The organism is Providencia sp. PROV_01 (assembly GCF_053098325.1).
Genome location: NZ_JBRFKD010000002.1, coordinates 1,330,576 through 1,355,629, shown reverse-complemented (window position 1 = coordinate 1,355,629; position 25,054 = coordinate 1,330,576). Strand labels below are relative to the sequence as shown.

Genomic DNA, 25,054 nt, shown 5'->3' with positions numbered 1-25,054 from the left:
GAAAATAATTTTTAAGTGATGGTATTTTATACTTTACGTACATTTCTCAAACAAAAAAAGCGGTTTTATACGTAATTTGATATAAAAAAGGTGGCTATTATTAGCCACCTTTTGATTTCACAATAACATCAATTACTGTTTAGCAACGATTTCGTCATTTTCTACATCTAAAATGACAGGTTTACCTGGCAATAACTTACCTGACAAGATTTCTTGTGCCAGAGGGTTTTCAATTTCCTGCTGAATTGCACGTTTCAACGGCCTTGCTCCGAAGATTGGGTCAAAACCAGCCTCCCCAATTTTCTCAAGTGCCGCTGGTGTTGCACTGACTTCATAACCGTGCTCTTCAAGACGTTTATATAAACGAGCCAATTGAATATTGGCAATATTCGTAATTTGCTCTTTACCTAATGGATGGAATACAACGACTTCATCTATACGGTTAATAAATTCAGGTCTGAAACTATGGGACACCACTTCCATCACCATATCTTTCATTTCTGAGTAACCAATCATGCCAAACCTTTCTTGGATTAAGTCAGAACCCAAGTTGGATGTCATGATGATTACTGTATTACGGAAGTCTACCGTTCTACCTTGCCCATCCGTTAAACGTCCATCATCAAGCACTTGTAATAAAATGTTGAAAACATCAGGGTGTGCTTTCTCAACTTCATCCAATAAAATGACTGAGTAAGGACGACGTCGAACTGCTTCAGTTAAATACCCACCTTCTTCGTAACCAACATATCCAGGAGGTGCGCCCACTAAACGTGATACCGCATGTTTTTCCATAAATTCAGACATGTCGATACGAACCATTGCATCATCGCTATCAAACATAAAGTTTGCTAACGCTTTACATAACTCAGTTTTACCTACCCCTGTTGGCCCTAAGAACATAAACGAGCCAATTGGGCGGTTCGGATCTGATAACCCTGCACGACTACGACGAATTGCATTCGATACTGCAACTACAGCTTCATCTTGTCCAATAACACGCTGATGGAGTTGCTGTTCCATACGTAACAGTTTCTCTCTTTCGCTTTCTAGCATTCGAGATACAGGAATGCCAGTCCAACGCGCTAAGATTTCTGCAATTTCAACATCTGTTACTTTATTACGTAACAGTTTCATGCTTTTACCTTCAGCTTTCGTTGCCGCTTCAAGCTGTTTTTCCAACTCTGGAATTTTACCGTATTGCAATTCGGACATTTTTGCCAAATCACCCATACGGCGTGCTTTTTCCATCTCGATACGTGTATTTTCAAGTTCAGCTTTAATATGCTGAGTACCCGTTAATGATGCTTTTTCAGCTTTCCATTCTTCTTCTAACGCAGAATATTCACGCTCTTTCTCTGCGAGCTCTTCTTCTAACATCTCAAGGCGTTTTTTACTTGCGTCATCTGATTCTTTTTTCAGCGCTTGCTGTTCGAGTTTGAGCTGAATAATACGACGTTCCAGCCTATCTAAGGATTCAGGTTTTGAATCCATTTGCATACGTAAACTTGCACCCGCTTCATCAATTAAATCAATCGCTTTATCGGGTAACATGCGGTCAGTAATATACCGATGCGATAACGTTGCCGCTGCCACAATCGCTGGGTCAGTTATTTGCACATGGTGATGCAATTCATAACGTTCTTTTAAGCCACGTAAAATAGCAATTGTGTCTTCAACGGATGGCTCTGCGACATACACTTTTTGGAAACGACGTTCTAAAGCAGGGTCTTTCTCAATGTATTGTCGATACTCATCCAATGTGGTTGCACCAACGCAGTGTAATTCACCACGAGCCAACGCAGGTTTTAACATGTTGCCCGCATCCATCGCACCATCGGCTTTACCTGCACCAACCATAGTATGTAGCTCGTCAATAAATAGAATGACGTTACCTTCCTGTTTGGCGAGGTCATTTAGAACGGCTTTCAGACGCTCCTCAAACTCACCACGATATTTCGCACCCGCAATCAGTGCCCCCATATCTAGGGATAATACCCGTTTGTTTTTTAACCCTTCTGGAATTTCACCATTTACGATACGTTGTGCTAACCCTTCAACAATCGCTGTTTTACCAACACCTGGCTCACCAATCAGCACGGGATTATTTTTAGTACGGCGTTGCAATACTTGAATGGTACGACGAATTTCTTCATCTCGGCCAATCACAGGGTCTAATTTGCCTTGCTCTGCACGTTCAGTTAAATCAACCGTATATTTTTTCAAGGCTTGGCGCTGGTCTTCAGCGCTTTGGTCATTCACTTTTTCTCCACCACGCATCTGTTCTATTGCCTTTTTTAAATTATCTTTATTAACACCTGCTGCTTTGAGCATGTCTGCTAATGTCGTATTGGCTTCTAAAGCGGCGACAAGAAATAATTCTGAGGAGATAAATTCATCTCCGTGCTTTTGTGCCAACTGATCACATAAATTCAAATGACGCATTAAGTCACTTGATGGTTGAACATCTCCCGCTACACCTTGCACTTGAGGTAAACGACCTAGCGCATCTTCGACTTTTTGCTGGAATTGTACGGCATTCACGCCTAACGTCGTCAGCAATGGACGAACGGTACCCCCTTCTTGATTAAACAGGGCACTTAATAGATGAATAGGTTCTATAAACTGGTTTTCGCGCCCAAGGGCTAGTGATTGGGCGTCAGCGAGAGCTTGCTGGAATTTATTAGTTAAACGGTCCAGACGCATAACACCTCCAATAAATGAGATTAAATTTGCTACTGGATACTAGATGAGGTCAGTTTTTAAATATTCAAGTTTTGCAAGGAATTATTTTCATAATATCCATTAATTTAGAATAAAACACCAAGACTAGGTGTTTATCCATATTAATGAAGCCATTCTGCCAGTCTTTCCTTCCCTTCGATAGGAAAAAAATCTGTTTTCATCTGTTACGGTACAAAAATCACCGCCATACACTTTCGTTACGCCAGCAGCTTGTAGTCTTTTACGCGCTAACAAATAAATATCAGCTAGATATTTATTGTTATAAGGAATAAAAGCAGAGGCTAAATCAGACGATTGATTAACAAAAGCCTCTTTGACTTCCTTGCCGACTTCAAATTTCTTAGCACCAATAGCTGGGCCAAGCCAAGCGATAATTTCATTTGCAGGACAAATAAATTGAGCAACTGTATTTTCAAGGACTCCATGACATAACCCACGCCACCCTGCATGGGCGGCGGCTACTTCCGTTCCGGCTTGATTAGTAAATAACACAGGCAAGCAATCCGCCGTCATAATGGCACAAACTTGGCCAACCTGGTTGCTATACACTGCATCCGCTTGCCTATTGTGAATTTTATTCCCAACAAGATGTAGCACATCAGTACCATGCACTTGCTCAAGCCATACAGGCTGTTGTGGTAGCTGAGCAAGTTTTTCAAGGCGTTGACGATTTTCACTGACAGCATTGGGAACATCCCCAACATGATCACCTAAATTCAAGCTATCAAAAGGTGGTTGGCTCACACCACCTGTACGAGTTGTACTACAGCTAGCTATATTTTTAGGTTGTGGCCAATCAGGGAAAATCAATGTATTCATTACCAGTCCATATCGTCTTTATGCAGTTCAGTATCTGCTTTTAGAGCTTCAATAAGCTTAACCATATCATCAGGTAACGGTGCATGCCACTCCATTTGAATACCTGAGATTGGGTGATATAAACGCAACATGGTGGCGTGCAGTGCTTGCCTATCAAAATTACGCATGACCTCTAAAAACTCCTCTGTCGCCCCTTTTAATGGACGCGGCCGCCCACCGTATAAAGGATCACCAATTAAGGGATGATTGATATGGGCCATATGAACTCGAATTTGGTGTGTTCTACCCGTTTCCAGACGTAAACGTAAACGAGTATGAGCTCTAAAGTGTTCCATTACACGATAATGCGTTATGGCTGGTTTGCCCATTGGGTGTACAGCCATATGAGTTCGTTTAGTTGGATGGCGAGAGATAGGTTCTTCTACCATACCGCCCGCGGTCATACGACCGACCGCAACTGCTTCATATTCACGCGTAATTTCTCTACGTTGCAATGCTTCGACAAGGTGTGTTTGAGCTGGAACGGTTTTTGCGACAACCATTAAGCCTGTTGTGTCTTTATCTAAACGATGAACAATACCCGCCCTTGGCACATCTGCAATTTCAGGATAACGATATAATAACGCATTCAGAATTGTGCCATCTGGGTTTCCTGCCCCGGGGTGGACAACTAAATCACGCGGTTTATTAATAATTAGGATATCTTCATCTTCATAAATCACATTAAGTGGGATATCTTGTGGTTCCCAGCGATTATCTTCTTCAATGAGGGCATCGATTAAAATTTGTTCACTGCCGAAAACTTTTTCTTTTGGCTTATTGATAACTTTGCCATTAACCTGCACTCTATCAGCTAAAATCCATTCTTTTATGCGAGAACGTGAATAATCAGGGAACAATTCGGCCAAAGCCTGATCTAAACGTTGACCAAGCTGTGATTCAGCGATAGTTGCACTAAGTTGTACTTGTTGAGCCATAAATTAATCTACTTTTTGGTGTTTGTGTTTTGACGGCAGTGCCGTTTCATTTAAAATATATGCTATTGTAACTCGAATTTTGCCGGGAGCCTTATGGATAGACTCCCTCGAAACACTCAGAGGATAACCTACACGTGATGATACGTATGAAAAATCTGGTGGCTGCAGCCACGTTGAGCCTGATTTTAGTCGGCTGTTCCAGCACTCCTGAAGTCAGCCCTGATAGCTCCCCTGCTGAAATATATGCAACGGGTCAGCAAAAACTACAGGACGGCAATTTTAAAGCAGCGATTAAACAATTTGAAGCTCTTGATAACCGTTATCCATTTGGTCCATATGCTCAGCAGGTTCAATTAGACCTGATTTATGCATATTATAAATCAGCAGAGCTGCCAATGGCGATAGCCGCGATTGACCGTTTCATGCGTTTGAACCCAACTCATCCAAATATTGATTATGTCCTCTATATGCGAGGCTTAACCGCGATGGCCTTGGATGATAGCTTATTGCAAGGCCTCTTTGGTATTGACCGCTCAGACAGAGATCCACAGCATGCACGAGTTGCATTCAAAGATTTCAGTCAGCTAGTTCGCTACTATCCTAACAGCTTATATTCCAATGATGCGAGTAAGCGATTAGTTTACTTAAAAGACCGTTTAGCAAAATTCGATCTTTCTGTTGTCGAATACTACAACAAACGCGGTGCTTATGTCGCGGTTGTTAATCGTGTTCAACAAATGCTAAAAGACTACCCAGACACAGAAGCAACACGTAATGCCTTAGCATACATGGAAATTGCTTATAATGAGATGGGGCTAAACCAAGAAGCGAATAAAGTTGCGAGTATTATTGCTGCAAACCCACAATAATATCATCGTGAGATCGAAAACAGCGGCCAAGGCTGCTGTTTAGGTTGTTGACAAAGCGGGATAAAAGCGTGGTTTTTCCCGCTTTGTGTTATCAGCCGAAAATCAATTCATTGATTTTCCTAATTTATTTTCAATAACCGATTAAACTTGCTGCCAAACATAATATGTTTGTCCGCAGTCTGAACAGCAGCCAAGGCTGCTGTTTTCTTTGCTAACGGCGATTTAGTTGCTTGCCCATTTAGTGTGCTAATTTTAACCCAAAAAAAACTCCGGCTAATTACCGTTCCGTTAGCCAACCCAGCCAGTTTCCCTTAATCAATTCATTTTGGCAATGCTTTTTCGCCCCTTTTTTACGTGAAATCACACTTCGGATGAGCGCTACTCTTCCTCTGAATGAGATGTGATCTATATCAATTTTTTCTTAGCAAGAACGGGTATTCTGAACTCAACAAAGACGGAAACAATGAGAGGTAACTATATGATAGTGAACATTACTAGCAAACAAATGGACATTACCCCAGCGATTCGTGAGCACATTGAGAGCCGTCTAACAAAACTCGATAAGTGGCAAGCATCCTTGATAAATACGCATGTTGTTTTATCAAAAGAGCCACAAGGTTTTATGGTTGATGCCAACATAAAAACAGCGACAGGAAAATTGGTCGCAAGTGCCAAGCATGAAGATATGTACGTTGCAATTAATGAACTAATTAACAAACTCGAAAGACAACTTAATAAAGTGCAACATAAAGGAGAATCAAGAAGAGCATATAATAGTGTAAAAGAAGCGAATAATACTGTTACGTTATAATTTTATATTATCTATCAACTAATCTTGAACCTTGTAAACGCGCTCGCTATGGGCGCGTTTTTTATGTTTCTGATCCTTACCTATTGACTTCTTAGTGAGTATCGGGTTTATTTAAATTGAATCGACTAAAGGTATTCATATGAATCTTAATTTTGTTTTCTTTTTCTTCTTTTTTAGCAACTCCTAATTAGGGGCTTTTGTCGTTCGAGAAAGAAAAGAAGACAAAATTAGAAAGCCCCCTCTAGGGGGCTTTTTTTATATCATAATATTAACAGGGTAGGCAGCATGGAAAACAGCACTAATTTATTGAAAGTAAGAGAAAAAATAAGTCAACTGGATAGTGAATTACTAAATCTTTTAGCAAAGCGCCGTGGTTATGCTGTTGAAGTAGCTGAAACAAAAATTGATGATAGCCGCCCTATTCGTGATAAAGACCGTGAGCGTCAGCTTCTTGATGTTTTAATCAACAAAGGCAAACCGCTAGGGCTTGATGGTTTTTATATCACCCGCCTATTCCAAATGATTATTGAGGACTCCGTTCTTACACAACAGGCGATTTTACAAAAACATTTAAATTTACCCCCGAGTGATACTGCCCGTTTCGCATTCTTAGGGCCGAAAGGTTCTTACTCACACATTGCTGCACGCCAATATTCTGCTCGCCACTTTGACCAACTGGTTGAATGCAGTTGCCATAAATTCCAAGATATTTTTTCATTAGTTGAGAGTGGGCAAGCGGAGTATGGCATTTTGCCAATAGAAAACACCAGCTCGGGTGCAATTAATGATGTTTACGATTTACTGCAAAATACATCATTATCAATCGTTGGAGAAATTCGACTCCCAATAAACCATTGTCTCTTAACAACAGGAAATACTGATCTCAGCCAGATCAAAACCGTGTATAGCCACCCTCAGCCTTTCCAGCAATGTAGCCAATACTTAGCGCAATTCCCTCACTGGGAAATAAAATATTGTGATAGTACATCAACTGCAATGCAAATGGTCGCAGACCAAAACTCACCGAGTGTAGCGGCGCTTGGAAGTGAAGCCGGCGGCGCGTTATACAATTTAAGCGTAATAGAACACAACCTCGCTAATCAGCAAATTAATATGACTCGGTTTATTGTTGTTGCACCACAACCAATTGAAGTCACTGAACAAGTCCCCGCTAAAACAACACTACTTCTTACCACTGGCCAACAAGCTGGAGCCTTAGTTGATGCATTAGTTATTTTGAAAAATAATAAGATAATTATGAGTAAATTAGAATCTAGGCCAATTAATGGTAAGCCCTGGGAAGAGATGTTTTATGTAGATGTTCATTCAAACTTACGTTCAGATAATATGCAGCAAGCTTTGAGAGAACTTTCAACAATTACTAGATCAATTAAAATATTAGGCTGCTACCCATCCGAAAATGTGGTTCCTGTTGAACCTGAAAAGATCACGCCTTAATAAAATATAATCTGGCTGCACTTTTATCAGTGCAGCCTATTTAGCGGAAACTATATTGCTGCTTTAGGCTGATGACTCGACGATTTAACTCTGAAATAATTCACTAACTCCTTCAAATGATATGCTTGTTCATTTAAGGAGTCCGCAGCAACAACAGATTCTTCAACTAAACTCGCATTTTGTTGTGTGGTTAAATCAAGTTGCCCTACTGCACTATTAATTTGAGAGATCCCATCGCTTTGCTCACGGCTAGCTTGCCCAATTTCACGTAGTAGCGCATTCATCTCTTTTACACTATCCACCATGCCATGTATTTGCTGAGTTGCTTTTTCAACAAGTTCCATGCCTTCTTGCGTTTGTGACGATGAGTTTTCAATCAACCCGCGAATATCACTCGCTGAAGCTGCACTTTTTTGTGCTAATAATCTCACTTCCCCAGCAACAACGGCAAAGCCTCGCCCATGTTCACCGGCTCTTGCCGCTTCAACGGATGCATTCAATGCTAAGATATTAGTTTGGAATGCAATCGAGTCTATTAGGTTAATAATTTCTGTCATCTGTGATGACGAACCGTTGATTGCTCGCATTTTGTTCGTAACTTGGCTCATCATATCGCCATTATTTTGCACAACAATCGCTGCTTGATCTGCAAGCATACTTGCTTCATGGGTGTGCTCAGTCGTATTTTGAACAGTTGAAGTTATTTGCTCCATTGAACTAGCCGTTTCTTCAACTGATGCGGCTTGTTCTTCTGTACGTGCGGCAAGGTTTTGGTTCCCTGCAACAATTTGCCCTGCTGCCGCCGAAATACTTTCAGAACCTTGCTGAACCTCTTGGACGATTTCCAGCAAGTGTTCTTTCATATCATTAAGTGCATTTAGCAACACACCCGTTTCATCTTTTGAGGTGACCTGAATATCTTTAGTCAAATCCCCATTTGCAATTGACTGAGCGAAATTAACCGCATTTTCCAATGGTCTAGTAATAATAGTCGTAATATACCAACCCATTACGCAGCCCGCAGCGATACTCAAGATTGAGAGCACAGCCAGTAATAATTTATTACTTTCATAGTCTGCATTGACTTTCCGGCCGATCTCTTGCATCTGCAAGTCTTGAATTGCCATCAATGTTTGAATGTGATCTCGATAATCCCGCTGAATACTCGAAGTTTTCGTCATCATCTCATCAATCGCCGCTTGCCGATTATTTTGTTGTAAGAATACATTCATACGTGCCAGCGATGCATGGAACTGTTGGCGGATCACGCGTAAATCTGCCAAAATTTCTTTAGAACGATCATCAGTGACACTGCTTTCTAGTTTTTCTAACAACTCTGTTATTTTCAGTGTAATTTTAGCAAGCTCTTCACGGCGCTTATCACTACCTCTGTCATCAAGTAAAATCAGCTCTTGGATCCCAATAAAAGAATAAAAGTTATCCATCATCTGCCCGGCTGTCGAAGCAATAGGATAGCTTTCATAAAGTACCTGCTTCATTCCTTCATTAGCCCGGTTCATATTCGCTAAAGAAAATATTGAACTTAAGATAATAAGCGCAACAAAACCACCAAATGCTATCGTTAACTTCATACTGATTTTGAGATTTTTAAAAAACATATATTTACCACGCTAGTCATCATTTAATGAGTAGTGTTATCGGTAAAACAGATAAGATCTTTATCATATAAATCGATCGATTTATAAATATTAATTTTAAAAATTGATTAATTTGGAATTAAATAGTGAATAAATTCAATTTTAGGCTAATTAGCACATTATTCGATAGAAATTATACATATAAGTACAATTACTTATTTTAAATAAAGATTTCAAGTGAGATTAACTAAAATGGAAGAATATGGAAGACAGCGATACATTAACAGCACAGATAAAGCCCCCTACCGCAATAAAACACGATAGAGGGCGGGGATGATTATTTTCGATTATCGTTTGCTCGTTGCAGTAATGATTGGCTTTCTTTCATAAAATGATGGGCATCTTCGCCGAACCACTGGCTAACTTGATTAAATTGGTGGATAAATTCCTCTTTATCTTTTTTCTCAAGTAGCATTATTGAGTCCCCTAACAATTGGTGATACCTCCGTATCAATTCAACGTTTTCATCAGAAGACATAATAATATCTGCATACAGTTGAGGGTCTTGTGCAAACAGCCGCCCAACCATCGCGAGCTCTAAACGATAAATAGGCGATGATAAATCAAGCAGTTGCTGTAAATCGATATTTTCCTCAGCAAGATTTCGTCCATAAGTAAATGTTGTAAAGTGCCGTAATGCCTGAATAAAGCTCATATTTTTATCATGCTCTTCAGCTGATATTTCTTTCAAGCGAGCTCCCCAAACTAATAGCTGTTCAAGGAACCACTGATAAGACTCCGAGCTACGGCCATTACAATAAGCAAATACTTGCTTTGCAACGCTACCAATATCAGGGCCAAACATCGGGTGAAGTCCAAGTACGGGCCCATCATGCGCAGCTAACATTGCTTCTATGGGCTGTTGCTTAATTGACGCGATATCCATCAAGATCGTGCTTTTATCCAATTTAGGCAGTTGGTTGATCACTTGTACTGTTAAGTGAATAGGTACACTGATGATCACAACGCTCGCACCAGCAACTATAGACTCTGCTTGCGGCCAATCACCTTCATTCAATATTTTGACTTGGTAACCTGATAAAGTCAGAAGGCGGTGGAACAACCGCCCCATTTTCCCATCACCGCCCACAATCACAATGGGTCCAGCTGATGGGTTCAATGTTTTGAACCCTTTATCATTTTCACGTGCGTAAGATTCACGCATGATCCGCCTTAGAATATCCTCAATCAGATCAGGTGGGATCCCCATACGCTCAGCTTCAGCGCGACGTGCGGCCAACATACTGGTTTCGCGCTCAGGCACATAAATCGGTAAGCCATGTAAGCTTTTCACTTCACCGACTTCAGCAACCAATTGCAGCCTTTTTGCTAATAAATCGAGTAACGATTTATCAACTTCATCAATTTGTTCCCGTAAATGGGATAACTCAACAGACATACCAATACCTTGATCAGCTCACTTTACTCAATTTTTGCGCACGTTGTTCAAGCACAGGTAGTAATGCCTGATGCAATTTACGCAATACCGTTTCCGTCGTTTGCCAGTTAATGCAGGCATCAGTTACTGAAACACCGTATTTCATTGAGTCACGGGCTTGTTCTGATGTTTGATTCCCTTCATTAATATGGCTTTCTAGCATAATACCTGTAATTGATTCATTACCATTAATAATTTGTTCAATAATAGAATCAACAACTAATGGCTGACGACGGTAATCTTTATTTGAGTTTCCATGGCTACAATCCACCATAAGTGATGGCTCTAAACCAGCTTTTTTCATTTCAGCTTCACAAGCCGCAATGTCCTCTGCGCTGTAGTTTGGCATTTTACCGCCACGTAAAATAACATGGCCGTTACTATTGCCTTTAGTATGTAATAAACAAACTTGGCCAGATTGGTTAATCCCCATAAAACGGTGTGGCATGGCAGCTGCTTTTAATGCATTAATTGCGGTAGATAAACTTCCATCCGTTCCATTTTTAAAACCAACAGGCATAGATAAACCCGATGCCATTTCGCGGTGTGTTTGTGACTCAGTGGTTCTTGCACCAATGGCAGACCAACTAAATAGATCCCCTAAGTATTGAGGATTGTTAGGATCCAGTGCTTCTGTCGCTAATGGTAACCCCATATTCACTAAATTAGTCAGCAAGTCACGAGCAATATGCAGGCCTTTTTCCATTTCAAAAGAGCCATCCATAAATGGATCACTAATCAACCCTTTCCAACCCACGGTTGTACGAGGTTTTTCAAAATACACACGCATCACAATATATAAGCTATCACTTAATTCTTCGGCTAATACTTTCAGACGCTCACCATATTCAATAGCAGCATCCACATCATGGATTGAGCAAGGGCCACATACCACGAGTAAGCGAGGGTCGCGTTGATGAATAATGTCAGCAATCACTTGGCGCGATGTCGCAATGGCATGCAGGTTGCTGCGACTCAGCGGATATTTCTCTTTCAGACTCTCAGGAGTGATTAATACCTGCTCGTCTTGAATATTCACATTGTTGAGTACATCTTTTTGCATGATCATTTTTTACCTACTTATTAGCTTATATTTGCTTAGTTTATTATTTACGTATTGTGTTTGAGTGTATGGGTAATAACATACCATGCATCGTAAACAATTCAATCCATTTGTGTAAAATATTTCCACACATGTAAAATATTATTTACACAACAGTAGTGAATTGATAAATATATAAATTTACATAAAATTAACATTTATAATATTTAAATTAGAGTTCAACACCAATTTTTAGTAAATATTTATTTACAGATTAAGATGTTAATCTCTCAGCTATATTCTAAATAGTTCGGGGTGTAGCAAGGCGGCAAAGGAATGAGACGCTAGGAGCATGTGACTAGTGCGAATGAGTGCCGCCAACATAGCTACAACTTGAAATAAACTCTCTCAGCTATATTCAAAATAATTCGAGTTGTGGCTAGGCGTCAAACGAGGTTATCTCGGGGAGCATACATAAGTATGACCCGAGTAACCGAGAGAAGACAACAACGCCACAGCTTGAAGTATGACGAATATAGTGGTGAATGTAAAAAGGCCCGCAAATGCGGGCCTCTCTCATAACATAACTTTCGGATGTAGCGAAAGCGTATTACTTGGCGTTCAGACGCTCTTTGATACGAGCTGCCTTACCAGAACGCTCACGCAGGTAGTACAGTTTAGATCTGCGAACAGCACCACGACGTTTAACTGCAATGCTATCTACGACTGGTGAGTGAGTTTGGAATACACGCTCAACACCTTCGCCGTTAGAAATTTTACGAACAGTGAATGCAGAGTGCAGACCGCGGTTACGAATAGCGATAACCACGCCCTCGAATGCCTGCAGACGTTTTTTAGAGCCTTCTACGACCCATACCTTAACTTCCACGGTGTCACCCTGACGGAATGAAGGTACGTCCTGCTTCATTTGCTCTTGTTCAAGTTGTTTAATAATGTTGCTCATAATAACTCTCTTACCCTAGGTAAACTGATATGTTTAGACAATTAATTGTCTGGATTCATTTGTTGCTCAGACTGATATTCCCGTTGGAATTCAGCCAGCAACATCCTCTGCTCGTCAGTCAGAGCTAGGCTTTCCAGAAGCTCAGGTCTTCTAAGCCAGGTACGGCCAAGTGATTGCTTCATGCGCCAGCTATCTATTTTAGCGTGGTTTCCTGAAAGTAAAACATCAGGAACCTGCATGCCGTCTAACACTTCAGGGCGGGTATAGTGTGGACAATCTAACAAACCATCTGCAAAAGAGTCTTCTTGAGCAGAGGCTTGATGACCAAGTACCCCCGGTATAAACCGTGAAACTGAGTCAATCAACACCATCGCGGGGAGCTCCCCACCACTGAGAACGTAATCACCGATTGACCATTCTTCGTCAACTTCGGTTTGAATGATACGCTCATCAATGCCTTCATAGCGGCCACAAACAAGAATCAATTTCTCATTGGTTGCCAGCTCGCAAACACCGTCTTGACTGAGTTTGCGCCCTTGCGGTGAAAGATAAATAACCTTTGCACCAACACCAGCCTCAGTTCTTGCTGCGTTGATTGCATCCTTAAGCGGTTGCACCATCATCAGCATGCCTGGACCACCACCATAGGGGCGATCATCAACAGTTTTGTGCCTATCGTGAGTAAAGTCACGCGGATTCCAGCACTCAAATGTTAGCAGGCCATTTTTCACTGCCCGACCAGTTACCCCGTACTCGGTTATTGCGCGGAACATTTCGGGAAACAGGCTAATTACACCAATCCACATCATTTCGTCCCACTTATCAAAACCGTTCAACCGGAGATTTAAAAACCAGGATCCCAATCCACTTCAATAAGTTTGGTATCGAGATCGACTTTCTTGATAACCTGCCCATCAAGAAACGGAACTAACCGCTCCTTGATGCCAAATGCATCTTTTAAATTCGCCTTAATGACCAGTACATCATTTGAACCGGTCTCCATCATGTCAGTGATGGTACCAAGGTCATAGCCTTGTAACGTCACTACATGGCAACCCATCAGGTCTTTCCAGTAGTATTCGTTTTCTAACTCAGGAAGTTGGGTTGAATCAACCGCAATCTCAAAGTTAGTCAAAAGCGCAGCTGCATCGCGGTCATCGACCCCGTTCAGCTTGACGATGATATCCTTGTTATGATGTTTCCAATCTTCAATTTCAATGTGTTGCCATTGACCTGAGCGCTGGATAAACCAAGGCTGATACTCAAAAATACTTTCAGCATGTTCGGTGGACGAAAAAACTTTGAGCCAACCACGAATACCGTACGCTGCACCTAATTTCCCCAATACGATTGGGTTTTCAGGTGGCTGTAGTTTAGTTTGCTTGCTCATTGTTACCACCGCGACAGATTAAGCTGCTTTCTTAGCTTGTTTGACCAGTTGTGCAACACGGTCAGAAATAGTTGCGCCTAAGCCAACCCAATGCTCAATACGGTCCAGGTCTAAACGCAGTTCTTCTGCTTGACCAGCAGCGATCGGGTTGAAGAAACCGATACGCTCAATGAAACGACCGTCACGCGCATTGCGGCTATCGGTTACAACGATTTGGTAGAACGGACGTTTTTTAGCGCCGCCACGAGATAAACGAATTGTTACCATAACATCCTCATTAGTTAACAAAACAACCAGACTCCATCGAGGGATAGAGTCCGGCTGTCATATAAAAAGCCCGAAAAGTTTACTCACTTTGACGCAAAAATCAATCAAAAGTGCGTTTTCTTTGAGGCTTTATTGCTTAACGCCCCGGAAAACCCGGAGGCATCATACCCTTCATACCGCGCATCATCTTGGCTAGACCACCTTTTTTCATTTTCTTCATCATGCGTTGCATGTCATCAAATTGTTTTAAGAGGCGGTTAACTTCTTGCACGGTAGTTCCCGAACCTGCCGCAATACGACGTTTTCGCGAACCTTTAATAATTTCAGGTTTTTCACGTTCTTTACGTGTCATGGAATTAATCATCGCTTCCATACGAACGGTGATTTTATCATCCATTTGGGACTTAACGGCATCCGGTAACTGAGACATCCCGGGCATTTTGCTCATCATGCTCGCCATACCGCCCATATTACGCATTTGCTTTAATTGACTTAAAAAGTCATTTAAATCAAAGCTATCCCCTGTTTTAAGTTTTTTAGCCAGCTTTTCAGCTTCATCGCGGTCAACTTTATGCTCAATCTCTTCAATCAGAGAAATTACATCACCCATACCGAGAATACGCGACGCGACGCGCTCTGGATGGAATGGTTCTAAGGCGTCAGTTTTTTCACCAACCCCTAGAAATTTAATGGGTTTGCCTGTAATTGCGCGAATAGAAAGCGCCGCACCGCCTCGCGCATCACCATCGACCTTGGTCAACACAACCCCAGTCAGTGGCAAGGCTTCATTAAACGCTTTCGCTGTGTTTGCCGCATCCTGTCCTGTCATCGCATCGACGACGAATAAGGTTTCAACTGGCTTAATAATGCGGTGAACTTCTTGGATTTCTTCCATCATCGCTTCGTCGACGTGCAAGCGACCCGCGGTATCTACTAACAGCACATCGTAGAATTGCAATTGTGCGTGTTTTAATGCTTTTTGAACAATAGCAGCGGGTTTTTCTTGTACTTCCGAAGGGAAAAAATCAATTCCAACACTTTCAGCTAACGTCTCTAATTGTTTAATCGCCGCGGGGCGATAAACGTCAGCAGAGACAACTAATACTTTTTTCTTTTGTTTTTCTTTTAAAAGCTTACCTAATTTTGCAACGCTGGTTGTTTTACCCGCACCTTGCAAACCCGCCATTAAAACGACCGCAGGAGGTTGTGCGGATAAATTAAGTTGGTGGTTTTCGTCCCCCATCGCGCGAGTCAGTTCATTTTGAACTATTTTGATGAACTCTTGGCCTGGTGTTAGACTTTTATTGACATCTTGCCCAACCGCATTTTCTTTAACTTTTTGAATGAATTCACGGACTACTGGCAAAGCAACGTCAGCTTCCAGCAAGGCCATGCGAACTTCGCGTAGTGTTTCTTTAATATTTTCATCAGTTAGACGCCCACGCCCACTGATATTGCGCAACGTGCGCGATAGTCTGTCAGTTAAATTATCAAACATATGTCTTAGCTCAATTCTGTTGATGGGCCGATGTCAGCCTGATCTGGTTGCTAATACAGATAATTTCAAGTGCGTGTTATCTAACAACTTGAATTATAAGCATCAATGCCTTCACAATGAGGAAGGAAAACCAACACTAAAAATAATCGCGGCAAAATAATGCCCCATTGTAACATGCCCGCAGTTTTTTCGCTGCCCCCTGTTTGAAACGGATGATACAGGTTATTATGGCTTGAATTTAATAATACGAACCAACCCCGTAGGCACATGAAGTGCTATCCGCAATGAATATATTGCGATTGGCCCGTCCAATAGTTGGAGCCTGCACTCGTACAAGTTATACTATGAAATAACTTTCCACTAAAAATGATTAACGACACTATACTATGCCCGTATTTGCAGTCATAGCAGTTTGTACATACATGGTCAGTCTGTTACTGATCGTCCCCGGCCAAGTGCGTAAACAGCCGTTTTACCGCCATCTCGCGCTTTTTCTTGCCGTTGTTGCGTTAGTAACTCACGCTATTACATTGAAATTCTTGATTTTCAGTGAAGCCGAAGGACAAAACCTCACTCTGTTGAATTTAGGCTCAACAGTGAGCTTACTCATGTGTGTGATTATGACTGTTGTCGCTTACTGGGGAAAGGCTTGGTACTTAACGCCCATAGTCTATAGTTTTGCCATCATTAACTTGATGCTGTCAACGCTAATGCCTGGTGAGTTTATTACGCATCTCGAAGCTCGCGTCCCCCTGTTTGTTCACATTGGCCTCGCTTTGTTGAGCTATGCAACACTTCTTATTGCGGCTTTATATGCATTACAAGTGGCTTTAATCGACCATCAACTAAAAAACAAAACCTTAAAATTTAGTCCCGATATGCCACCGATGATGGTGATTGAACGTAAAATGTTCCATATCACTCAAGTTGGTGTCATTTTGCTAACTCTGACCTTATGCACTGGCTTTATTTATATGGATAATATTTTTGATAAAGAAAATATTCATAAATCAGTGTTATCCGTTATCGCCTGGTTTGTTTATATCACTCTACTTTGGGGGCATTTCCATGGAGGATGGCGAGGTAAGCGCGTTCTATTTTTCCATGTTGGCGGTTCAATCATCTTAACTATGGCTTTTTTTGGTAATCGTCTAATACAGGAGTTCATGGTATTTTGACGCAAATAAAGTCACTACTTTCACCACATAAGGAAACTTGTTTTGGATGATGTGTCCACGAGTACGCTAATCATCATATTGATTGTTTTAATTTTTATGTCAGCCTATTTTTCTGCATCAGAAACTGGGATGATGACGCTAAACCGTTATCGGTTAAAACATTTAGCAAAACAAGGTAATCGCTCAGCGATACGTGTTGAGAAACTGCTTAAACATCCTGACAAGCTGTTAAGCCTAGTCCTTATCGGTAACAACTTAATCAACATAGTTGCTTCCGCATTAGCCACTATTATCGGTATGCGACTATATGGTAACGCGGGTGTAGCGATGGCAACCGGGATCCTAACTTTTGTGATACTCATTTTTGCCGAAGTTATGCCAAAAACACTGGCAGCGCTGTACCCTGAAAAAATTGCATTTCCAAGTAGCTATCTCTTAAAACCATTACAAGTAGTTATGATGCCTATTGTTTGGGCATTTAATACTATTTCAGCACTACTGTTACGTTGCATTGGGGTGAAATCACTAACCGCACGAACTGATGCGGTTAATAAGGAAGAGCTACGCACCATTGTTAACGAATCAAAGCATAAAATTAGCCGCCGAAATCAAGACATGCTGATTTCCATTTTAGACTTAGACAAAGTCACAGTTGGCGATATTATGCTACCCAGGAATGAGATTGTTGGTATTGATGTCAATGATGACTGGAAATCAATTATTCGGCAGCTTACGCACTCCCCTCATGGCCGTATTGTGCTTTATCGCGATTCACTTGATGACTCTATTGGCATTTTACGCGTCCGCGAAGCGTACCGTCTCATGATGGAAAAACGTGAATTTAATAAGCAAAATCTCATTAAAGCTGCAGATAACATTTATTTTATTCCTAACAGTACACCGTTAAATGTTCAGTTAGTTAACTTCCAGCACAATAAAGAAAAACTCGGGATTATCGTTGATGAATATGGCGAGATTCAAGGTCTTATCACTGTAGAAGATATCTTAGAAGAGATAGTTGGTGATTTCACCACCTCTATGTCACCATCCTTAGCTGAAGAAGTTTTGCCACAGAGCGATGGGAGCGTTCTTGTGGACGGTTCTGCTAATATTCGTGAGCTGAATAAGGCTTTTGATTGGAATCTCCCTGTAGATGGTCCTAGGACGGTTAATGGCATGGTTTTGGAAGTCATCGGTGATATTCCACAACTTGAAGAGCAAATCGTGGTAGGACATTACCTTATCGAAGTATTAGCGATGAATGAAAATATCGTTAAGCAGGTCAGGATCACACCTCTTACTTTTAGTTCTCAAGTCCCCGACCTTTGATTTCTTCATAAACTTGCCATTAAATTCTGCTATAAAAATAAAAAGAGCCTTAATTGGCTCTTTGCATAAAGAATATTTGATAAAAACTAAACGTGTAGCTGTTCAAGTTTCTCAGCAGGTAATGCTAACTCATCGTTCTTATTGATACCAATTTCAGATGCAAGAACATTACGTGCAATTTGCTGAGCTTCTTCCAGTGAGTGCATTTTATATGTGCCGCACTGATAGACATTCAATTCAGGAATTTTGTTTTGGTCTTTCACCTGCAAAACATCTTCCATTGCTGCCTTCCATGCATTAGCAACACGCAGTTCATCGGGCTGACCAATAAGGCTCATATAAAAACCAGTACGGCACCCCATTGGTGAAATATCAATAATTTCAACACCATTACCATTGAGGTGATCACGCATAAAGCCTGCAAAGAGGTGCTCTAAAGTATGCGTCCCTTTTTCTGTCATGGCTTCTTCATTTGGTACAGTAAAACGCAAATCAAAAACCGTGATGGTATCACCACTTGGTGTTTTCATGGTCTTTGCCACACGTACAGCAGGCGCTGACATGCGAGTATGATCGACAGTAAAGCTATCTAATAATGGCATTTTGTGACCTCCTCAAAAATAAAAAATATTTTCTAAAATAAATGAAACTATTTTGAAAATGCAGAGTCTGAATTATTGAAAGACGCGCAATTTGTTATCATCCCTAATTCTCTAAGAGATTTTTTATTTGGCCACCTAGAGTGGCCATTTCTTTTAGCGTCCTGCATGAATGCGTAGATAGTCCTCAAAGCTTTCGCTCTCACTTTGTTCCATCTTCGCTTGCTTCTCTATTGAAGCCAATCGTGCTTGCTCAAATTGCTCTTCAGTTATCACTTCATACGGTTCATTCACTAACTGTTCAAAATATTTTTCAGCTAATTCTAACCCGTAGCCACCAATGCCTTTCTCTAACATTTCATCCATAACGAGCGCTGAATATGTGAGAGTTGGGTCTTTAAACATAGCGACAAATTGGTGACAAACTTCTTGATATTTTGCATCGCAACAAGTGTCTAACACTTCAGCCACGCGGATCAAGTCATTAAATAATTGCTGTCCAACTTCAACTAACGGCTTAACTTCACTACCACAACCGAAACCAATAACTTGACCTGGCTTACGACCTTCAAGGATGACACGATTCCAGTTTTGACGGCAACAGTCTAATTCTTGTGCATTCATTTCAGGCGCATCAGCGAGTACACACCATATTAAGAATAGATCAACAAAACGAGCTTGAGTTTCATTAACGCCTATTGCACTAAATGGATTGATATCAAGTGAACGGACTTCAATGTACTCAATACCACCGCGCAATAATGCATCGGAAGGTGATTCATTGCCTTTAGGAACGCGTTTCGGGCGTATTGGGGCGTAGAGCTCATTTTCAATTTGTAGCACATTGGTATTTAGTTGAATATATTTGCCGTCTTTTTTGACACCCAGTTTTTCAAATTCAGCTGAAGGCTTATGGATAGCTTTTTTCAGGTTTTCTACGTATTCATCCAATTTATTGAATGTGATATTTAAATCACTTTGTGATTTATTTGTATAACCTAAGTCACTCATACGTAGAGATGTCGCATAAGGCAAGTAATACGTACCACAGTCCGTTTTATCAAATGACAGCGACGTCTCCCTATCTTTCAAAAAAGAGCCGCAAATCGCCGGAGAGGCGCCAAATAGATAAGGAATAACCCAACCAAAGCGGTAGTAATTTCTAATCAGACGTAAATAGCCTTCAGAAATTTTTTCTTTACCGCTTTCTTCATCTTCAATACCTGCCCATGCTCGCCAAAATTCAATCGGCAAAGAGAAGTTATAATGCACGCCTGCTATCGTTTGCATCAAAGCACCATAACGATTTTTAAGGCCTTCACGGTACAGCGTTTTAAACTGCCCCACATTAGAAGAGCCATATTGCGCAAGAGTGATTTTATCTTCACTTTCAATAAAGCACGGCATACTCAACGGCCACATTCTTTCATCTTGAAGGTGACGAGCTGTATAGCGGTGTAAATCTCGCAAGAAAGCCAAATTATGGCTAATGCTTTTATCTACAGGAGTAATAAATTCGAGTAGGGACTCCGCAAAATCTGTCGTGATCCATTTATGTGTTAAAGCTTTTCCCAGCCCTTCTGGATGCAAGGTCTCTGCAATTGCGCCTGTTGGGGTTACACGCAATGTTTCACGCTCTATACCACGTTGAATACCATTTAGTGTTTCTGGGTGCGCCTCTAACCATGAGAGCGCTTTCGATACGTCCGGGATCAAGTCGACCTCCCGCCTGTGATGTTAATTTATTTTATTAAGGCAATTACTTTAGCTTAAATCACATAAATTGTCGCTGTCTAGATGTGTGGTTTATGAGGGAATAAATCAAAGATGCATGGAAAATGCGATTTAGTTAATTTTATGAATGGTAATTTTAGGCAAAAAAAACTCCTCAAATGAGGAGTTTCTTAATGATGGTGCATCCGGGAGGATTCGAACCTCCGACCGCTCGGTTCGTAGCCGAGTACTCTATCCAGCTGAGCTACGGATGCAAAATTCATTCGATTTTGAATCGATATATTCTCAATAACTTATCTGAGTTAAATTAAAAGGTATTATTGATATGCTAAGTTATTAGCTAAGAGATGGTGCATCCGGGAGGATTCGAACCTCCGACCGCTCGGTTCGTAGCCGAGTACTCTATCCAGCTGAGCTACGGATGCATACTTAATGCAAAGGAGTGCTGCTCTCTCAAACTTCTTTATCAACTTCTACTTCTATAAATCAACTTCTTAGTTAATGCTTTGTTTGGCTGCTAAAACCAAAACAAAACCCCATCAGATCTTCTCATAGGGTTAAAGATGGTGCATCCGGGAGGATTCGAACCTCCGACCGCTCGGTTCGTAGCCGAGTACTCTATCCAGCTGAGCTACGGATGCATAATCTAAAATGGCGGTGAGGGAGGGATTCGAACCCTCGATGCAGCTTTTGACCGCATACTCCCTTAGCAGGGGAGCGCCTTCAGCCTCTCGGCCACCTCACCATATTTTAGTTACACACGATTTGTTTTTTCAAACATCTCGTTGCTGTGTGGCGCACATATTACTTTCCTAGACTTAGAAGTCAAACAATTTTTCCAAACTTTTTGCATTCCGGTGTCTGTTTGCACATTTCACAAGCAAGATGATTAGTTTAACACCGGAAAAGATATATTTCAGCCCCTATGACACTAACTTTATAAACAAAAATACTGGAAAAAAATTATTCTACAAATGAATAAAAATATGTTCACAGGATTGATTAGCCTATATTTCAAACAAAAGGAAACAAAATTTCAGTACATGAGAACCGAAAACTAAACAATAATGTGAGTTTGATGCTAGAGAAGTATAAAAATGAAAGGATATTTTTAGAATATAATACGAGTAAGACAAGCGCCCATTCTTGCTGTGTGGTCAATCATTGGACGCTTATTCATTATTATTGATTATCTGGTTGAGTCTTTTCAGCCTGGATCCGTTGATAAATTTCTTCACGGTGAACAGAAACTTCTTTTGGCGCATTAACACCAATACGAACTTGGTTGCCTTTGACACCCAATACAGTAACTGTTACCTCATCGCCTATCATGAGTGTTTCACCAACTCGACGAGTCAGAATAAGCATTCTTTGCTCCTTGAAATATTAAAAGAGTCGGGTCTCTAGGTATCCCCCGCTATTGTCCATCACACACCGTGAAAACGTAAAGCAATGACATTCACCTAAAGCATTGATGCCATCAATACAAGCATTCTAATTATTTACAAGCAAAATATAGCACTACAAACGATACATTAACAATGCCGCAACAGATTAAAGTTGCCTCATCTTTTAATGAGGCAACTTTGTAAGTGCTTACAGGCGTGCTTCAACCCATTCTTCGACACTCGCCATAGCAGTAGGTAATGCGTTAACGTCAGTACCTCCTGCTTGAGCCATGTCTGGGCGGCCACCACCTTTACCACCAACTTGACCTGCAATGTGGGAAATCAAGTCACCTGCTTTAATTTTAGCAGTTAAATCATTAGTCACCCCAACAATCATACTGACTTTATCACCACTTGTTGTTGAAAGCACGATAATCGCTGATTTCAACTGATTTTTAAGGTCATCAACCATAGTTCTCAACAACTTAGGATCAGTATCTCCTAATTGAGTCACTAATAATTTGACGCCTTTCACGTCTTTCGCTTTGCTGCTTAGTGAAGCACTTTCTTGAGATGCTTGTTGATCTTTTAGTTGCACAATTTCTTTTTCGAGCTGGCGAGATTTTTCTAATGCCGCTTTCACTTTCTCGACAAGGCTATTCATATCACCTTTAACCAAGTGCGCAATTGCCGAAAGTTGCTCTGATTGATTGTGAATACTTTCAATTGCTGTAGTGCCTGTCGTCGCTTCAATACGACGAACACCTGCAGCCGTACCCGATTCACTCAGAATACGGAATAAACCAATATCTCCGGTACGACGCGCATGGGTACCACCACATAATTCGATAGAAAAATCACCCATACTCAGAACACGTACACGCTCTTCATATTTTTCACCAAATAATGCCATAGCGCCTTTTGCTTTTGCACCTTCTAAATCCATTAGTTCGGTTTCAATTTCTGAGTTTTTACGGATTTGCGCATTCACAATATCTTCTACTTGGCGTAGTTGGTCTTGTGTCATCGCCTCAAAATGAGAGAAGTCAAAACGCAAGTATTTATCATTAACCAATGACCCCTTTTGAGAAACATGGTCACCTAATACTTGGCGTAGTGCCGCATGCAGTAAGTGCGTTGCTGAGTGATTTAAACGGATCGCATCACGTCTAGCACTATCCACGAAAGCGGTAATTCTATGATTAACAACGAGTGATCCCGCTTCAACCTTACCAATATGCCCAATCGCTTGACCATATTTTTGCGTGTCAGTAACTTTAAAGCTCGCACTATCATTATTTAAATAACCAGTATCACCGACTTGCCCACCAGACTCTGCGTAAAATGCTGTTTTGTCTAGTATAACTAGGCCTTCTTCACCAGCATTCAAGCTATCTACAGGCTGGCCATCTTTATATAATGCAGTAATAGTAGCTTGTTGCTCATCATATTGATAACCGGAGAATTCACTGCGCTTATCAACTTTAATTAAAGAGTTATAATCTGCCCCAAAACCACTGGATTCGCGCGCACGACGACGTTGGTCCTCCATCGCTCGCTCAAAACCTTCTTCGTCGACTTTAATATTGCGTTCACGGCAAACATCTGCCGTTAAATCGATTGGGAAGCCATAGGTGTCATATAAGCGGAATGCGGCTTCACCGTCCAGAGTATCCCCTTTCAGTGAGGCAAGCTCTTCATCTAATAATTGAAGACCACGTTCTAAAGTACGAGCAAATTGTTCTTCTTCGGTCTTGAGAACTTTTTCGACCATTGCTTGCTGGCGTCCAAGTTCATCAGCCGCGGACCCCATGACGTTAATCAGTGGCGCCACTAATTTATAGAAGAAGGTATCTTTCGCACCAAGCATATAACCGTGACGAACAGCACGACGGATAATGCGACGCAGAACATAACCACGGCCTTCATTTGATGGAATAACACCATCACTTACAAGGAATGCACAAGAACGAATATGGTCAGCAATAACACGTAATGATTTATTTTCTAAATCTGTCGCACCTGTTGCTTTAGCAGCAGCAGCGATGAGATCGCGGAAAATATCAATTTCATAGTTTGAATTAACGTGCTGCAATACTGCAGAAATACGCTCTAAGCCCATTCCTGTATCGACTGAAGGTTTTGGCAGAGGCTCCATTGTCCCGTCAGATTGACGGTTAAATTGCATGAAGACCAAGTTCCAAATTTCAATATAGCGATCACCGTCTTCTTCTGGGCTTCCTGGAGGCCCACCCCATATGTGGTCACCGTGATCATAGAAAATCTCAGTACATGGGCCACAAGGACCTGTATCACCCATCTGCCAGAAGTTATCTGACGCATATGGCGCGCCCTTGTTATCACCGATACGAATAATACGCTCAACTGGAACACCAATTTCTTTGTTCCAAATGTCATAGGCTTCATCATCAGTTGCGTAAACGGTCACCCACAGCCTTTCTTTTGGTAAGTTAAACCATTCTTCGCTAGTCAATAATTCCCAAGCAAAACGGATTGCGTCATGCTTAAAGTAATCGCCAAAGCTAAAATTGCCTAACATTTCAAAAAATGTATGGTGGCGAGCGGTATAGCCCACATTTTCTAAGTCGTTATGTTTACCACCCGCGCGCACACAGCGCTGCGCGGTTGTCGCTCGGGAATATGCTCTTTTATCCAGACCAAGAAATACATCTTTGAACTGGTTCATCCCTGCGTTTGTGAACAATAGTGTAGGGTCATTATTTGGCACTAGTGAACTACTAGAGACCACTTGATGACCTTTTGTATGAAAAAAGTCGAGAAACGCTTGACGGATCTCAGCGGTGCTTTTACTCATATTTATCCCGATATCAAGCTGGAAACAGAATTACGAATTGTTGAGATGGAATGT

20 protein-coding genes, 4 tRNA genes and 1 other annotated feature are annotated in these 25,054 nt (G+C 41.2%); of the genes, 5 read left to right on the top strand and 19 right to left on the bottom strand.

The window, feature by feature from the left end; genetic code table 11:
• Positions 1-132: 132 nt before the first annotated feature.
• The 3 genes from clpB to rluD form a co-directional block, all read right to left on the bottom strand.
• Complete coding sequence (gene clpB / locus ACU696_RS06785; protein ID WP_004913979.1) at positions 133-2,706, bottom strand: ATP-dependent chaperone ClpB; 2,574 nt, start codon at positions 2,704-2,706, stop codon at positions 133-135.
• A gap of 123 nt (positions 2,707-2,829) precedes the next feature.
• Positions 2,830-3,564 (bottom strand): purine nucleoside phosphorylase YfiH, encoded by a 735-nt coding sequence (gene yfiH, locus ACU696_RS06780; protein WP_109911984.1) that lies wholly within the window; start codon positions 3,562-3,564, stop codon positions 2,830-2,832.
• Positions 3,564-4,541: a 23S rRNA pseudouridine(1911/1915/1917) synthase RluD gene (rluD, locus tag ACU696_RS06775; RefSeq protein ID WP_004913983.1), complete on the bottom strand. Its 978-nt coding sequence runs from the start codon at positions 4,539-4,541 to the stop codon at positions 3,564-3,566. The genes yfiH and rluD overlap by 1 nt, the downstream gene beginning before the upstream one ends.
• Positions 4,542-4,678: 137 nt before the next feature.
• Here rluD and bamD point away from each other — a divergent pair, with 137 nt between their 5' ends.
• The 3 genes from bamD (at position 4,679) to pheA (ending at position 7,679) form a co-directional block, all read left to right on the top strand.
• Positions 4,679-5,410, top strand: coding sequence for an outer membrane protein assembly factor BamD (gene bamD, locus ACU696_RS06770; protein WP_004913985.1), 732 nt, complete (start codon positions 4,679-4,681; stop codon positions 5,408-5,410).
• Between the two features lie 478 nt (positions 5,411-5,888).
• Entirely contained in the window at positions 5,889-6,221 is a 333-nt protein-coding gene (gene raiA / locus ACU696_RS06765; RefSeq protein WP_004913987.1) for a ribosome-associated translation inhibitor RaiA, read from the top strand.
• Positions 6,222-6,359: 138 nt separating this feature from the next.
• Positions 6,360-6,480: a sequence feature (Phe leader region), on the top strand.
• A gap of 26 nt (positions 6,481-6,506) precedes the next feature.
• Positions 6,507-7,679: a bifunctional chorismate mutase/prephenate dehydratase gene (pheA, locus tag ACU696_RS06760; RefSeq protein ID WP_209102211.1), complete on the top strand. Its 1,173-nt coding sequence runs from the start codon at positions 6,507-6,509 to the stop codon at positions 7,677-7,679.
• A gap of 50 nt (positions 7,680-7,729) precedes the next feature.
• On the opposite strand, the gene ACU696_RS06755 is transcribed toward pheA, so the two are convergent.
• From ACU696_RS06755 to ffh, 8 genes are all read right to left on the bottom strand, one after another.
• Positions 7,730-9,298 (bottom strand): methyl-accepting chemotaxis protein, encoded by a 1,569-nt coding sequence (locus ACU696_RS06755; protein WP_109911983.1) that lies wholly within the window; start codon positions 9,296-9,298, stop codon positions 7,730-7,732.
• A 316-nt stretch (positions 9,299-9,614) separates the two neighbouring features.
• Positions 9,615-10,736 carry a bifunctional chorismate mutase/prephenate dehydrogenase gene (gene tyrA, locus ACU696_RS06750; RefSeq protein ID WP_109911982.1) on the bottom strand — a complete coding sequence of 374 codons (1,122 nt, stop codon included), beginning with the start codon at positions 10,734-10,736 and terminating at the stop codon, positions 9,615-9,617.
• 13 nt (positions 10,737-10,749) lie between these two features.
• Positions 10,750-11,844 carry a 3-deoxy-7-phosphoheptulonate synthase gene (locus ACU696_RS06745; protein WP_042851650.1) on the bottom strand — a complete coding sequence of 365 codons (1,095 nt, stop codon included), beginning with the start codon at positions 11,842-11,844 and terminating at the stop codon, positions 10,750-10,752.
• Between the two features lie 583 nt (positions 11,845-12,427).
• Positions 12,428-12,781 (bottom strand): 50S ribosomal protein L19, encoded by a 354-nt coding sequence (gene rplS, locus ACU696_RS06740; protein WP_004264827.1) that lies wholly within the window; start codon positions 12,779-12,781, stop codon positions 12,428-12,430.
• A gap of 41 nt (positions 12,782-12,822) precedes the next feature.
• The gene (gene trmD, locus ACU696_RS06735) at positions 12,823-13,587 is read right to left on the bottom strand and encodes a tRNA (guanosine(37)-N1)-methyltransferase TrmD (protein WP_109911981.1); all 765 of its coding nucleotides are present in this window, start codon (positions 13,585-13,587) and stop codon (positions 12,823-12,825) included.
• Between the two features lie 38 nt (positions 13,588-13,625).
• The gene (rimM, locus tag ACU696_RS06730; RefSeq protein ID WP_004914024.1) at positions 13,626-14,171 is read right to left on the bottom strand and encodes a ribosome maturation factor RimM; all 546 of its coding nucleotides are present in this window, start codon (positions 14,169-14,171) and stop codon (positions 13,626-13,628) included.
• Positions 14,172-14,189: 18 nt separating this feature from the next.
• Complete coding sequence (gene rpsP, locus ACU696_RS06725) at positions 14,190-14,438, bottom strand: 30S ribosomal protein S16 (protein ID WP_004914031.1); 249 nt, start codon at positions 14,436-14,438, stop codon at positions 14,190-14,192.
• A 136-nt stretch (positions 14,439-14,574) separates the two neighbouring features.
• On the bottom strand, positions 14,575-15,936 hold the full coding sequence (ffh, locus tag ACU696_RS06720) for a signal recognition particle protein (protein ID WP_096864778.1): 1,362 nt from the start codon (positions 15,934-15,936) through the stop codon (positions 14,575-14,577).
• A 386-nt stretch (positions 15,937-16,322) separates the two neighbouring features.
• Between ffh and ACU696_RS06715 the strand changes: the two genes are divergently transcribed.
• Positions 16,323-17,114 carry a cytochrome C assembly family protein gene (locus tag ACU696_RS06715; protein ID WP_004264820.1) on the top strand — a complete coding sequence of 264 codons (792 nt, stop codon included), beginning with the start codon at positions 16,323-16,325 and terminating at the stop codon, positions 17,112-17,114.
• Between the two features lie 42 nt (positions 17,115-17,156).
• A complete protein-coding gene (locus ACU696_RS06710) occupies positions 17,157-18,443 on the top strand; it encodes a CNNM domain-containing protein (protein ID WP_109911980.1) in 1,287 nt (428 codons plus the stop codon).
• Between the two features lie 86 nt (positions 18,444-18,529).
• Here the strand turns inward: ACU696_RS06710 and luxS are convergent, their stop codons facing one another.
• The 8 genes from luxS to alaS all read right to left on the bottom strand — a co-directional run bounded on the left by luxS (position 18,530) and on the right by alaS (position 25,000).
• Positions 18,530-19,045: an S-ribosylhomocysteine lyase gene (gene luxS / locus ACU696_RS06705; RefSeq protein ID WP_004914042.1), complete on the bottom strand. Its 516-nt coding sequence runs from the start codon at positions 19,043-19,045 to the stop codon at positions 18,530-18,532.
• A gap of 153 nt (positions 19,046-19,198) precedes the next feature.
• Positions 19,199-20,758, bottom strand: a complete 1,560-nt coding sequence (gene gshA, locus ACU696_RS06700; protein ID WP_004914045.1) for a glutamate--cysteine ligase — start codon at positions 20,756-20,758, stop codon at positions 19,199-19,201.
• Positions 20,759-20,953: 195 nt separating this feature from the next.
• Positions 20,954-21,030 (bottom strand) — tRNA-Arg (locus ACU696_RS06695).
• Positions 21,031-21,124: 94 nt separating this feature from the next.
• A tRNA-Arg gene (locus tag ACU696_RS06690) sits at positions 21,125-21,201 on the bottom strand.
• 139 nt (positions 21,202-21,340) lie between these two features.
• Positions 21,341-21,417 (bottom strand) — tRNA-Arg (locus ACU696_RS06685).
• A gap of 11 nt (positions 21,418-21,428) precedes the next feature.
• A tRNA-Ser gene (locus ACU696_RS06680) sits at positions 21,429-21,521 on the bottom strand.
• Positions 21,522-21,958: 437 nt separating this feature from the next.
• Entirely contained in the window at positions 21,959-22,144 is a 186-nt protein-coding gene (gene csrA / locus ACU696_RS06675; protein WP_004264815.1) for a carbon storage regulator CsrA, read from the bottom strand.
• Between the two features lie 228 nt (positions 22,145-22,372).
• Entirely contained in the window at positions 22,373-25,000 is a 2,628-nt protein-coding gene (gene alaS, locus ACU696_RS06670) for an alanine--tRNA ligase (RefSeq protein ID WP_164528478.1), read from the bottom strand.
• Positions 25,001-25,054: the final 54 nt, after the last annotated feature.